The 11,764-nt window shown below is 59.2% G+C and carries 12 protein-coding genes and 1 tRNA gene; 5 read left to right on the top strand and 8 right to left on the bottom strand.

All coding sequences use genetic code 11. From position 1 onward, the window contains the following. Positions 1-28: 28 nt before the first annotated feature. The gene (locus tag SynBIOSU31_RS02375) at positions 29-385 is read left to right on the top strand and encodes a CAAD domain-containing protein (protein ID WP_186491783.1); all 357 of its coding nucleotides are present in this window, start codon (positions 29-31) and stop codon (positions 383-385) included. Between the two features lie 38 nt (positions 386-423). Here SynBIOSU31_RS02375 and SynBIOSU31_RS02370 read toward each other — a convergent pair whose 3' ends face one another. Continuing rightward, the gene (locus tag SynBIOSU31_RS02370; protein WP_186491782.1) at positions 424-1,302 is read right to left on the bottom strand and encodes a fructosamine kinase family protein; all 879 of its coding nucleotides are present in this window, start codon (positions 1,300-1,302) and stop codon (positions 424-426) included. A gap of 35 nt (positions 1,303-1,337) precedes the next feature. Between SynBIOSU31_RS02370 and crtD the strand changes: the two genes are divergently transcribed. Then, positions 1,338-2,852 carry a C-3',4' desaturase CrtD gene (gene crtD / locus SynBIOSU31_RS02365; protein ID WP_186491781.1) on the top strand — a complete coding sequence of 505 codons (1,515 nt, stop codon included), beginning with the start codon at positions 1,338-1,340 and terminating at the stop codon, positions 2,850-2,852. On the opposite strand, the gene SynBIOSU31_RS02360 is transcribed toward crtD, so the two are convergent. Continuing rightward, positions 2,836-3,756 carry a prephenate/arogenate dehydrogenase gene (locus SynBIOSU31_RS02360; RefSeq protein WP_186492786.1) on the bottom strand — a complete coding sequence of 307 codons (921 nt, stop codon included), beginning with the start codon at positions 3,754-3,756 and terminating at the stop codon, positions 2,836-2,838. The genes crtD and SynBIOSU31_RS02360 overlap by 17 nt on opposite strands. Positions 3,757-3,840: 84 nt before the next feature. Between SynBIOSU31_RS02360 and SynBIOSU31_RS02355 the strand changes: the two genes are divergently transcribed. From SynBIOSU31_RS02355 to SynBIOSU31_RS02345, 3 genes are all read left to right on the top strand, one after another. After that, positions 3,841-5,283 carry a helicase gene (locus SynBIOSU31_RS02355; protein WP_186491780.1) on the top strand — a complete coding sequence of 481 codons (1,443 nt, stop codon included), beginning with the start codon at positions 3,841-3,843 and terminating at the stop codon, positions 5,281-5,283. A gap of 40 nt (positions 5,284-5,323) precedes the next feature. Next, entirely contained in the window at positions 5,324-5,563 is a 240-nt protein-coding gene (locus SynBIOSU31_RS02350; protein ID WP_186491779.1) for a DUF2839 domain-containing protein, read from the top strand. 76 nt (positions 5,564-5,639) lie between these two features. Then, a complete protein-coding gene (locus tag SynBIOSU31_RS02345) occupies positions 5,640-5,984 on the top strand; it encodes a DUF1815 family protein (RefSeq protein WP_186491777.1) in 345 nt (114 codons plus the stop codon). Here the strand turns inward: SynBIOSU31_RS02345 and recA are convergent, their stop codons facing one another. From recA to SynBIOSU31_RS02315, 6 genes are all read right to left on the bottom strand, one after another. Next, positions 5,985-7,127: a recombinase RecA gene (gene recA, locus SynBIOSU31_RS02340; RefSeq protein WP_186491775.1), complete on the bottom strand. Its 1,143-nt coding sequence runs from the start codon at positions 7,125-7,127 to the stop codon at positions 5,985-5,987. It abuts the gene before it with no gap. A 152-nt stretch (positions 7,128-7,279) separates the two neighbouring features. After that, entirely contained in the window at positions 7,280-8,044 is a 765-nt protein-coding gene (locus SynBIOSU31_RS02335) for an HAD family hydrolase (protein ID WP_370593656.1), read from the bottom strand. 16 nt (positions 8,045-8,060) lie between these two features. After that, positions 8,061-8,132 (bottom strand) — tRNA-Gln (locus tag SynBIOSU31_RS02330). A 104-nt stretch (positions 8,133-8,236) separates the two neighbouring features. Continuing rightward, entirely contained in the window at positions 8,237-9,871 is a 1,635-nt protein-coding gene (locus tag SynBIOSU31_RS02325; protein WP_186491773.1) for an AAA family ATPase, read from the bottom strand. A 69-nt stretch (positions 9,872-9,940) separates the two neighbouring features. Beyond that, positions 9,941-10,912, bottom strand: a complete 972-nt coding sequence (locus tag SynBIOSU31_RS02320; RefSeq protein ID WP_255477311.1) for a Light dependent period protein LdpA domain-containing protein — start codon at positions 10,910-10,912, stop codon at positions 9,941-9,943. A gap of 74 nt (positions 10,913-10,986) precedes the next feature. Next, the gene (locus SynBIOSU31_RS02315; protein WP_186491772.1) at positions 10,987-11,448 is read right to left on the bottom strand and encodes an NAD(P)H-quinone oxidoreductase subunit N; all 462 of its coding nucleotides are present in this window, start codon (positions 11,446-11,448) and stop codon (positions 10,987-10,989) included. Between the last annotated feature and the right edge of the window lie 316 nt (positions 11,449-11,764).

The raw sequence follows: 11,764 nt of genomic DNA, 5'->3' as shown, positions 1-11,764 counted from the left end.
CGGAGTATTAGTAGCCAGCTTAGGCGTCATGAGCGACGAAACCACTACGCAGTCGACTGAAAGCGCCACAGGCGACAACGTCGCATTCGCCGAGCGCTACAAAGACGTCCTAGGCAAGGTGAATGAAACTCTCGACAAGGTCGACTGGAGCCAGGCAGGGCGTATCGGCAAAGTTGTAGGCATTTTCGCCGCTGTGATCGTTGCCCAAATCCTGATCAAAGGGATTCTCGACACGATCAACCTGCTGCCTGTTGTTCCTGGCCTGCTCGAACTACTCGGCGTTGTGGTTGTGGGCCAATGGAGCTGGAAGAACCTCACCACCAGCGACAAGCGCAATGAACTTTTGACCCGCATTCAGACGCTGCGAAAGGAGTACTTGGGCTGAAACCGCCTGGGATGAGACACAAGTTTCATTCCCAATTTTCAGAGCAAGGAGAGCCGCAGATCCGTAAGGATCTCGCGGCTTCTTTGTTGGTATCCACCGCCAAAAAGGTTGGCGTGATTCAACAGGTGATAGAGATTGAGAGTCTCAACTCTCTGTTCTGCGCCAGCTGGCAAAGGCCATTCACTGGAGTATCCCTCCATCAATCGACGAGAGAAGCCACCGAACAGACGGGTCATCGCCAGATCGACTTCACGATCAGCCCACCAGCTCGCGGGATCGATCAACAGACCACGACCGTCAGCCAGCACGGCTGCATTGCCAGCCCAGAGGTCGCCATGGACAAGGCAGGGCTCAGGCGCATGACGATTCAGCCAAGCAGCGATCGGTCCAAGCAGTGGCTCCCAATCCTGCGCAGCCAGCCCCCACTGCATGGCCAGGCAGAGCTGAGGGTGAAGTCTGAGTTGAGTGAACGCATCGCCCCAGTTGTCACACCATCCGGAAGGCTGGGGCCCCAGACCAATGAAGCCATCGTGATCCCAGCCGAAGCAACCCGGTCCGGCAGCAGCCGATGCACGATGAAGTTGCGCCAGTCCTTGACCAAGACGGAATTGATCGCCCTTGCTGGCATCCCACCAGGCCATCACCAAGGCTGACTGCCCTGACAGAGGTATGCAGCCGAGCACCTGGGGCACTTCGATTAAGGCTGGATCAGACCAGTGACGTAAGGCCTGCAGGCCTGACTGTTCAGCCAACAAGTTGGCCGTCTGGGCCACCTTGACGAAGAGCTCCTCACCATCGCTCAGGCTCAACCGCCATGTGGACCCGACACTGCTGCCGCCCACACTGCGTACACCAACCAATTTTCGCCCTTGAAGCAAGTCAGCAGTCGCCAGGGCGCGTTCCAGCTGATCACGCATCCACGCTGATCCAACTCTGCTGCCAGCATGCCGCGATGGAACAGGTCCAGGACGTGATCGTGATCGGTGGCGGGATTGCCGGTCTCACCGCTGCGGCCCTCCTGGCCCATGAGGGATTGACCGTCACACTGCTTGAGGCGCACCATCAGCTTGGCGGCTGTGCTGGAACGTTCCGACGGGGTCCATTCACCTTTGATGTCGGTGCCACACAGGTTGCAGGACTAGAACCTGGTGGTAGTCATGCACGACTTTTTCAGCACCTGGACATCAAACCTCCGCAAGCCGAACGGCTCGACCCTGGCTGCGTGGTGGACTTCAATGACGGGTCTCCTCCAGTGCATCTCTGGCACGACGCTCAGCGTTGGCGCCAAGAGCGCAGCCAGCAATTTCCAGGCAGCGAGCGCTTCTGGCAGCTGTGCAGCTGGATTCATCGTCAGAACTGGCAGTTCGCTGCGGCCGATCCAGTGCTGCCAATTCGCACGGGCTGGGATCTTGGACGCACGCTGGCTGCGCTGACCCCTGGAAATCTGGCTTGCGCCCCCCTCACTCTGCTGACGGTCTCCGATCTGCTGACCCTCAGTGGATGCGCTGGAGACCAACGACTGCGACGCTTTCTCGACCTACAGCTGCGGCTGTATTCACAGCAACCGAGTGAGCGCACTGCAGCCCTCTACGGCGCAACGGTCTTGCAGATGTGCCAGGCCCCACTCGGTCTATGGCATCTCCATGGATCGATGCAGAGCCTCAGCGACCAGCTTGCGACAGCCCTGGAACGCGATGGTGGGAATGTGCTTCTGCGCCATCGCGCTCTGGAACTGGATCACAACGACGGTCACTCCGGGTGGTCAGTCACGGTTGAAGCGGCTTCGAAAGGGCAGCACTGCCTGCGAGCCAGGGAGATTATCTGCAGCCTCCCGCCGCAGTGCTTACCAGGACTGATTCCGGATCTTGAACAGATGCCCAACGATTACCGGAAGCATCTCAACACCCTCAAGGCGCCGAGCGGAGCGATCGTGTTTTACGGCGGTGTCGAACGGCGTTACCTACCCGACAATTGCCCCGGACACCTCCAGCGCGACGGCAACTCCCCTGGATCTCTCTTCTTGTCGATCAGTCACGACGGTGACGGTCGAGCTCCGAAGGGCCAGGCCACCGTGATCGCCAGCGTCTTCACCTCACCGGAGGGTTGGCACGACATGGATGAGAAGGCTTACCAGCGGCGCAAACGAGAGCTTCAGGATTCAATTCGTCGGGACGTGAACTCCGCTCTGAACCTGCCAGATCACGCCTGGCTGCATCAGGAATTGGCAACTCCGCGAGGATTTGCCCACTGGACCGGTCGACCGGATGGCGTGGTGGGAGGTCTTGGTCAGAGCCCAGGTCGCTTTGGGCCCTTCGGACTGGCCAGCCGCACACCAATTCCCCAACTGTGGCTGTGCGGTGATTCGATTCATCCTGGAGAGGGCACCGCCGGCGTCAGCCTGTCCGCATTAATGGCATGCAGGCAATTGATGGCAGCGCGCGGCTTAACCCTCAATCTTGCGGCTTAGCTGGTTGAGATGGGTGCTCCAGGAAACCGGGGCGCAGTGAGCGGGTCTTCTCCAGCTCCTGTTCCAGTTGAGCCCAGTGGCCGTTAAGGACTGCCTCTTCAAGCTGCTCGAGGCTCCATCGATAGGCAGCAAGAGACTTCAGCAACGCAGAGGTGTTGTGGCAAGCCATCGCCGTACCCAGCGCTGGATTGCCTCCACCAACTCGAGTTGTATCTGCGAAACCGCTGGAGGCCAGTTGACGTGCCAAATCACGCACACGGGGGTCTCGCTCCTCCCCGAGTACGCGTAGCAGTGCTGCACTCACCATCACGGGTAGATGCGAAATCAAAGCAACGGCCTGGTCATGAATGAGCGGATCCGCACTGACCCAGTGCGCACCAAGCGAGCAAGCCAAGGCTCTGACCTGCTTCAGGGCTTCGGGATCTGTGTCGGCTTCCGGCGTACCGACCCAGGCGCGTCCTCTAAACAGACCACGGCAACCAGAATCCACCCCTGACTCGGCAGTCCCTGCCATCGGATGAGATGCCACGAAACGTGGGTGACGACCTCTCCAGACATCGAGAACGGCTCCCTTCACCGACCCCACATCCGTGATCACTGCCTCAGACGGGAGAGCTTTGAGCAGAGCATCTTGAGGCTGCAGCAGGGCCTCCAGCGGCAAAGCCAGCACAACAAGATCACAGTTTTTTAGACAGTCAGGATCGCAGCTGACAGCATCAACAAGCCCACGCTGGAGGGCACGTTCCGCTGTGCTATCTCGATGCACAAGGCCCTGAACGCTGACCCCAAGAGCACGCAGATCAAGACCGATCGAGCCACCGATCAGGCCAAGGCCCACAATTCCGACCCTGCTGAAACCAGCCAATTCTGCGATCTGCTCCTGATCCATCACCACGGTCCCCATCCAGCCCATGTTGCTCACCCATGCAGGGATTGGAACAGCTCAGCCTGAACCGATGAGCGGCCGGGCGGTTCTTAGGCTTCTCGAATGCTGGAAGTTCAGGCCCATCAGCAGCTCAAGCACCTGCTCAGGGGAGAAGCGGGTCAATGGGAGCACCAACTGACCCTGAGCCGTCTAGTAGGCCGGAGTCTGCGACGACAGGATCGAACCAGAATCCAATTGTCTGCAGGTAGCAGCGACCGTTGGTGGCTGGCCCTGCTGGTGCCACTCAGCCTGCGCAGCAATCACACAGTGCTGATTCTTGACCCGACTCAACACCAGCGATTGCTGCATGTGGAACGACCTCGTCTGCTGGAGAGCGGATTAAAACTGGGATGCTGGACCGGACTTGAACCCCCTCCCGGGGAACAGATCTGGCTGTTGACACCCCAACAGCTTCTCGATGTCCATCGCCGCGGGCAACTCCGTCCTGACGACCACCTAGTTATTCCTGAGGCGGAGTGGCTGCCAGACCGTCTTCGACGTGCCATGACCGTGAAGATCGACCCCTGCCACTGGGAGGAGCTGCGAGCAGCATTTCCCTCCGCCGGAGAGGGTTTGATGGACCTGCATGAACGCCTGAGCCGCCAGCTTGTCGTCCTTGGTGGCGGAACAAACCGCGACCTCGCCATGCCCGAGAGCGCTCTGACCCTGGTTCGCGATCTGCTGCAGCTACTGGGTTCAACACCAGAACCCTGGTGCCAGCTGATGTCCATGGACCAGCCGTCATGGGCCAGCTGGGCTCGAGTGAATTCGAACACCCTTCAGTGGAGCTGGCAGCTACAACCGCTTGAACCACTCATCACGCTGGCATCACTCTTCTTGAAACATCCCTGGACATTGATTCATGGGGATGGAGGCTGTCGTCGTCATGGCGAAGAGACTCGTAGCGACAGCGATGAGCTGCGACTCGATCTGCGCGATGCACCGCGTGGGGAGCCCCTACCGATCTATCTGCCAAAACGTCAGCCACTGCCGAACACAGAAATTTTTGCTGGCCATCTTCTGGAGCAGAGCCGACGCCTGATCCTGGGCCGATCTGGATTGACCGGTGTTCTAGTTGATGCTCCTTGCATGCGTCAGCGCCTCTGCAGTGAGCTAGCAGCAGAATTCGGCAGCAGGGTCACACTTGAAAGCACGGCTCCGGAGTCAAACGGAGTGATCTGCTGCAGCTGGAGCTGGTGGTTAAGCCATCAGCATCTGCTTCCTGAACCCGAACAACTGATTGCGGCCATGCTGCCAATCGCCAGTCTGGAGGACCCACTCACCGCAGCTCGCGTGGAGTCGCTGAAGCGCCAAGGGCGTGATTGGTTTCGCACGCTTCTGCTTCCCGAAGCATTGGCGATTCTGATCCCTGCCATTGCCTCTCTGAGACGCAGCGGCGGTCGCCTAGCCATCCTCGACGGGAGGGTACGCGGACGCAGCTGGGGAGAGCAGGTGTTGCGCGCACTTGAACCCTGGGACTCGTTGCAGAGACTTCGTCCAGACTGACAGTCACTTCTAGGCTGGCCTACAGCTTGTGAGGCCAGAAATGGGAGAAGCACGACGTCGTGCCAGCCAGGGACTGCCACCGCGCCAGCGCAAACCCGACCCCAAGGACGCTGAGCGTTTTATCGCCTGGTTGCCGCTAACTCGAGCCCAGGCCACGCAATTCGTGTCAGTCACAACGCGAGGCGCCTGGATTGGCATCGCAGCCCTGGTGCTTCTCTGGGTGGTGGTTCGTTTCATCGGCCCTGCCGCAGGATTCTGGACACTTGCCGACAGCCCGTAAAACCGAGAACGCTCACCAGGAACACTGAATTCCAAAGGAAACCTTTAGGCTCATATGCACCTGAACGGTGCTCTGCTTGTTCCTCCGACTTTCCGAGCAATACCGCTCGGTCGTCCAAGATCTGGTCATGAGCCTGCAGGCTTTGGCGACAAATCTCAGAAAACAGGGCATCACCGCGACTTGCTACACCTGCAATGACGGCCAGGAAGGAAGCGGAGCCTCATTCATGGCCGAGCTGGGCGAGGAGCACATGGTGCGCTTCCTGGTCTCTGACTTCGGCATCAGCTGGGTCGAATCCCGCAACGGACGCGAACTGGTGAAATTCGAAGGGGCTGAAGCTATTCAGGAACTTCAACGCATCACAGAACATCTGCAAAAGGGCCGCAGTGCATGCAGCCCCTCACAGCTCCTGCAGAGCTAATCAGGCTGCGTCCTTCGACGGCGAAGCAACCACAGCAGACTTATCGACAGGCTTAGCAGCAGCCGAGCGTGCAGCAGCAGCAAGAGGACGCATGGAATTGGACTTAACTTCCGAACCTTCCGTCAGCTTCTGCCGCACCAACACTTCAATGGCGTCCTTGGCTTCCGGATTTTGCTCCAGCCAACCAATGGTGTTGTCACGACCCTGCCCGATGTTGTCGCCCTCATAGCTGTACCAGGCACCCTTGCGAGTGACGACACCCGTCTCCTCAGCCAGATCGAGCACACAACCCAGCGTGCTGATCCCTCGACCAAAGAGAATGTCGAATTCGGCGATTCGGAAGGGAGGAGCGACCTTGTTTTTGGCCACCTTCACCTTGGCGCGAATGCCGTACTCCTCGGTGCCGCGCTTAAGCGTCTGAATACGACGAATGTCAAGCCGCACTGAGGCATAGAACTTGAGAGCGTTACCACCAGTAGTGGTTTCTGGATTGCCGTAGGTGACACCAATCTTGAGACGCAGCTGGTTGAGGAAAATCACCGTGCAACCAGACTTGCCGATATTGCCGGTGATCTTGCGCATCGCTTGGCTCATGAGACGTGCCTGACTGCCTACTGCAAGATCGCCCATCTCACCCTCGATCTCGGCACGGGGCGTAAGAGCGGCCACAGAGTCGACCACAACGATGTCGACAGCTGCGGAACGGACCAACTGATCCACGATCTCAAGCGCCATCTCGCCTGTATCCGGCTGAGATACCAGCAGATTTTCCACATCCACTCCCAGGGATGCGGCATAAACCGGGTCAAGAGCATGCTCTGCATCAACAAAGGCTGCGACGCCTCCGTTGCGCTGAACCTCGGCAATGGCATGCAACGTCAGCGTGGTCTTGCCGGAACTTTCGGGCCCGTAGACCTCAACGACACGCCCCTTGGGATACCCACCACCTAATGCGAGATCAAGAGTTAGGGCTCCTGTGGAAACTGTTTCCACCCGCATCCTGGATGCGTCCCCGAGACGCATGATCGAACCCTTGCCGAAGTTACGCTCGATTTGACCGAGCACGAGATTGAGCGCTTTGTCGCGCTCACCGGGGCGGACATCTCCACCGGAGGACTGGGAGGCTTTCACGTCGGCTGGCATGGCTAAAACAGTTAAGGAGCAGAAGAACGCCGCAGGCAGCTGATCGGGACGGCGGATGAACCGACGCCTCGGTGGGATCAGAGGCCGGACAAATCATCCAGTGCCCCGATCCAGGCCATCCGTCTCACGTAGTACAGATGTACGTTATCGAATTAGGGCCAGTCCGCCAAGGGGGTTGCGAACTGCTCTGGCCTGAGCAGGCGAATTCCACTGGGGAGATCCGTCACATCCGTGGGCCTCAGGTATCCCCAGCTGACAAGCCAGCAGGGCACGGTTTCGAGGCCTGCGGTGGTGCGAACAGTTTCCAAAGTGGGGCGACGGTCCTCAACAAAACCGTCCAGTCTCCAGTTGCAGGCCAGGCGGCGCAGCACCTCAGGCTTCGATCCAGACTCGTGGCCATCCAGCCGTTCTGGCTTGAGCCCCATGGAGGCAAGTAGCTCGGAGGTGAAATCACTTGCCTTGGTGGTGAGCACCGCCCAGGCAATGTTCTCTTCCGAAAAAGCGGTCAAACGCTCAGGCACTCCTGGATAAGGCTGATGCAGAGCCAGCCAAGCGTCCCGATCGCCGCGCACGGCATCGGCCCGCACCGCCTCCAAAGTCTGCTGCAGCAAAACAGGGTTCCAACGAAAACGCTCCAGCGCAGCTGTGCAATGCGCCGCGTAGTCGTGCACAAACGCTTGGACCCCGAGCTGCTCGAGAGGTCCGCGTTGCTCAGAGATCAATGCCGCGATCAGCACCATCTCCCAACCGTGATGAATCCAGGGCCTGAGCTGCCGAAACTGTGGAGGTATGGACTCAGAAAGATCAACAGTGGGATTCAGCCGCAGACAGGCATGACGAGCACTCCACCAGTACTCGTTCATCCCATCCACAATCACGCCATCAAAATCAAAGACCAGCAGACGGGGGGTCAGCACCAAGTATCAAGAAAAACTGGGCCGCTAGGATTCGAACCTAGGAATGGCGAGACCAAAACCCGCTGCCTTACCGCTTGGCGACGGCCCATTGACGCCAGCGCTGAGACTCCCTACGGAGATCAACTCTGGGGTTCAGATAGTTACTCACAATGGAGTGACCTTCGTCAATCCATTCGAGCTTTCGGGTTTGGATTATGGGGGGAAAACCCTGAGCCGGCGTTGATCACTGGATCCATAGACGTCGCTTTGAAGGCTGTAACGCGCCACAAGATCCGCCTGCATTTGAAGGACATTCTCATTGCGCGGCAGAAGTTCAACCGGTCGACCCTGCGTCATCACAATCTGCTCCACTGCCAAACGGCATTCCTCTAGAGCAGCCAGAGCATCGGCTCGATCCCGCTGACCTGATCCCCCCTCAGGTTCCAGGTCCTTCCTTGGCAGAGGCTGGCGGTTGAGCAGGCGCTCAAGAGCTCGCTCCACCTGAGCCAAAGAGTCCGACTTGATCACAAGAATGGGCACCCCGGCTTCCCTTGCCTGTCGGCGAAGCTCGGGCTGGCGTCCCAAACCCTGACGCACACTCAGCAGCACATCAGCAGCAGACAGATCGTCCACGGCACAGATAGGCCATCCATGGCAGCGGACAGCCTCTTCCAGTCGCTGCCTGCTGAGACCGCAACAGAGCACGTGCAGCTTTGCCTCACGCGGGGCCTCAGCAATGGGAGGCTTCTGTTGATCATTGTTCCTGCGAACGGAACGGCCAGGATCGGGCAAAGGGACAACCGCCAGAGCTGGCCGCCGCTGAGGAGGTTGCGGTGTTGACGGCTCTGGGTCGATCAGCCTGACATCGCCATCCGCCATGAGTTCACGTTCCTGAGGTCTGGGGCTCTGTCCCCGCAGCAACAGATCCACCGTGCGTCCAACGTCGTCATGGACGGACCAGCGATGACGGCTGTGCATCTCCACTGCGAGCGGGAAGGTGGGTTCAGCAGCACGCTCCAGAACCGTTTTCTGTGTTCGGCGTCGGCGTGCCTCATCGTCACCCAGGGTGACGGACTCAATCCCCCCAACTAAATCGCACAGCGTCGGATTCTTGATCAGATTGACGAGAGCATTGCCATGGGCGGTGGCTACAAGCATCACCCCCCGCTCAGCGATCGTGCGTGCGGCCTGAGCTTCCAGCTCAGTGCCGATCTCATCAATCACGATGACCTCAGGCATGTGGTTTTCCACCGCTTCGATCATCACCTGATGCTGGAGTTCCGGCCTGGCCACCTGCATACGCCTGGCACGTCCGATGGCTGGATGTGGAATATCTCCGTCACCAGCAATTTCATTACTGGTGTCGATTACAACGACCCGCTTGTGCAGATCATCTGCGAGAACACGGGCAATTTCCCTCAGAGCTGTGGTCTTACCCACACCGGGGCGTCCCATCAGCAGCAATGACTCTCCGCTATCGAGCAAATCGCGAACGATGGCGACTGTTCCGAAAACGGCACGTCCAACTCGACAGGTGAGGCCAATGACATCACCTCTCCGATTACGGATGGCACTGATGCGGTGCAGTGTTCGCTCAATACCTGCTCGATTATCGGCACCGAATTGACCGATCCTGCTCACCATCTCCTGAAGATCCTGGGGCTCGAGGCAGCGCTCACCGAGTTCAACCGAACGACCTGGATAACGAGCTTCAGGAATCCGACCGAGATCGAGCACGACCTCCAGCAGCTGATCCCGTCGGTCAGCGGATGCAAGTAACTCTTGTACTTCAGTTGGCAACAGCGCGAGCAGCCGTTGCAAGTCATCGGTGATGCGCTCGGTACTCATGGCCCAGGCTCCCAGTGCTCATCAGGACCTGAACGCCTTCTAGCAGGACTAAGTCCCTAATCGAGACAGTCAGGGGCGAGAAAGCCAGGGAATCACAAGATCCCGCGCCAGCGCCAGAGCTCTGTCCCAGCCCAAGGGCCAGTCCCGCAGAGTGCTTCGGCGCGATTCCGCCTCCTGCAGAAGAGGTTGCACAATCGAACGTGCCATGCCCCCGAACGCGACACCGGCCGGACCACTGGAACGCGGCAGACCAAGAGCATCCAGCAGGCCAATGGTCGCGCCATTGGTTCCTCCCGCCAACTGCAACGGCCCTGGAGGTGCGCTGGTCCGAACCTGCTGCCAGAGCCGCAGGGCCGCACGAGCCGTGCCTGCACCGACATCGCCACTCATCGGCCGCCCATCAAGCTGCCAGAGAGGACGAAACCCATGTTTGCGCAGGGCCTCGTGGCGCCCCCAGAGCTCCGTGACCAGGTCTTCGGGGCGCAAGCCATGCCCCTCAAGGCCGCAGCTCACCGCAAGCCTTCGCAGTGGAATCGAGGCAGCTACAACCTGATTAAGCGTGCGATCAAAGTCCAGCGCACGCCCAGGTGCAGTGTGAACCTCAAGTGCATCGGGTTGAAGCTCCGTCAGCAGATGGGCGAGGTTGTCGAGCCCCACCCGGTGATCGGAGGTTTCAATCAGGCCCAGGGGGCAGGCCGGTAAACAGCGCCCACAGCCGTAGCAACGGTTGGGGTCGACACCGGGCCCAAATTGAATGGCATCAGCTGGGCAGACCCTCTCGCAGGGTCGCGCACAGTCAGAAGGGCAGCGGGAAGGATCAAAGACAGCCTTACGAAAATGGGCATCGCGACCGTCGCTGACACTGACCATTAACCATGGGGAGTAACCGGTGCGTTCTCGGGCCCAGTTGAGACCCGTGCGCGCAGCGTTCACCACAGCTGAGTCGGCTGCCACGTCAACACACTGAACGCCTGCAACGGCATACAGGGCGCAAAGATCAGCGACTGCAGCCAGATCCTGATTGCTGGCCCCGCAGATCAACTTGACCCAACGACCCTCACCGAGGGCCTCATCACCGGCGCCCTGTAAACCAGTGACCGGCAGAAGACAGGCGTTCAGGCTCCCAGCAGCCGTGTCATCGGCTGCCAGCGCAGACTGCGCGCACCACCCATTTCCACCACCACCTTCAAACGCGGCTCACGCCGGCAAAGGTCACAGAGAGAAAGCAATTCCGAACGAGATAGCACCTGCCCCTCGATGAGCCAAAGCACTACAGGCTTGTTGCCAAGCAACATTTCTCCAAGCTGTGGCATGACCTCTTGCACCTCCCCGACCGCCGCACCACGTCCAACGCTTTGATGTCCCAAGTGTGGAGGTCGTACGCCATGTTTCTGAAAGAGAAACACCTCCGGATCCCCGAGACCCCTTGCCGAAGAAATCTGTGTTCGATAACCGGCTGCGCGAAGTCGCCTGAGCAGACGCGTTTCTGCGCCACCTTCTAGGGGAGCATGGACTGCCATGACACCGGCAGATTCCAGTTCACGGCGGAAACCCCGACCTGAAAGCAACAGCGGCATGGAATCAGTTCAGATGGTGTGAGTCTGGCAGCTGATCAGGGATGAATGGAAGCCGGAAGGCAGTGGTGTAGTGTTTTCTTTCGCTCTGCCGATCTGTGCCCGTCCGCTAGCCGGGCCTCCAGTTCCAAGAGCAGGTCCGGCGTGTGCGCCGGATCGTCAGGCCAGTGCACTTCAACGATTCCATTCGTTGAATTGCCGGGAAACTACCGACCTCTCAGGTTGATTAAGTCCCAGCCAGCTGATTCGCTCGCTAGCCCCAATCTGAATTGCAGCAACGCTTTCCGTTGAAGCATTCGGCCATGACTGCGTCATTTCA

It is taken from the genome of Synechococcus sp. BIOS-U3-1 (assembly GCF_014279975.1).
Taxonomy (GTDB): Bacteria; Cyanobacteriota; Cyanobacteriia; order PCC-6307; family Cyanobiaceae; genus Synechococcus_C.
Note: the sequence above shows the minus strand (reverse complement) of the source record. Positions and strands in the feature narration are given on the sequence as shown.

Bases quoted from the DNA above. Each gene is read 5' to 3' on its own strand.
- SynBIOSU31_RS02375 (WP_186491783.1), top strand. From the start codon at position 29: ATGAGCGACGAAACCACTACGCAGTCGACTGAAAGCGCCACAGGCGAC.
- SynBIOSU31_RS02370 (WP_186491782.1), bottom strand. From the start codon at position 1,302: ATGCGTGATCAGCTGGAACGCGCCCTGGCGACTGCTGACTTGCTTCAA.
- crtD (WP_186491781.1), top strand. From the start codon at position 1,338: ATGGAACAGGTCCAGGACGTGATCGTGATCGGTGGCGGGATTGCCGGT.
- SynBIOSU31_RS02360 (WP_186492786.1), bottom strand. From the start codon at position 3,756: ATGGGGACCGTGGTGATGGATCAGGAGCAGATCGCAGAATTGGCTGGT.
- SynBIOSU31_RS02355 (WP_186491780.1), top strand. From the start codon at position 3,841: ATGCTGGAAGTTCAGGCCCATCAGCAGCTCAAGCACCTGCTCAGGGGA.
- SynBIOSU31_RS02350 (WP_186491779.1), top strand. From the start codon at position 5,324: ATGGGAGAAGCACGACGTCGTGCCAGCCAGGGACTGCCACCGCGCCAG.
- recA (WP_186491775.1), bottom strand. From the start codon at position 7,127: ATGCCAGCCGACGTGAAAGCCTCCCAGTCCTCCGGTGGAGATGTCCGC.
- SynBIOSU31_RS02325 (WP_186491773.1), bottom strand. From the start codon at position 9,871: ATGAGTACCGAGCGCATCACCGATGACTTGCAACGGCTGCTCGCGCTG.
- SynBIOSU31_RS02315 (WP_186491772.1), bottom strand. From the start codon at position 11,448: ATGCCGCTGTTGCTTTCAGGTCGGGGTTTCCGCCGTGAACTGGAATCT.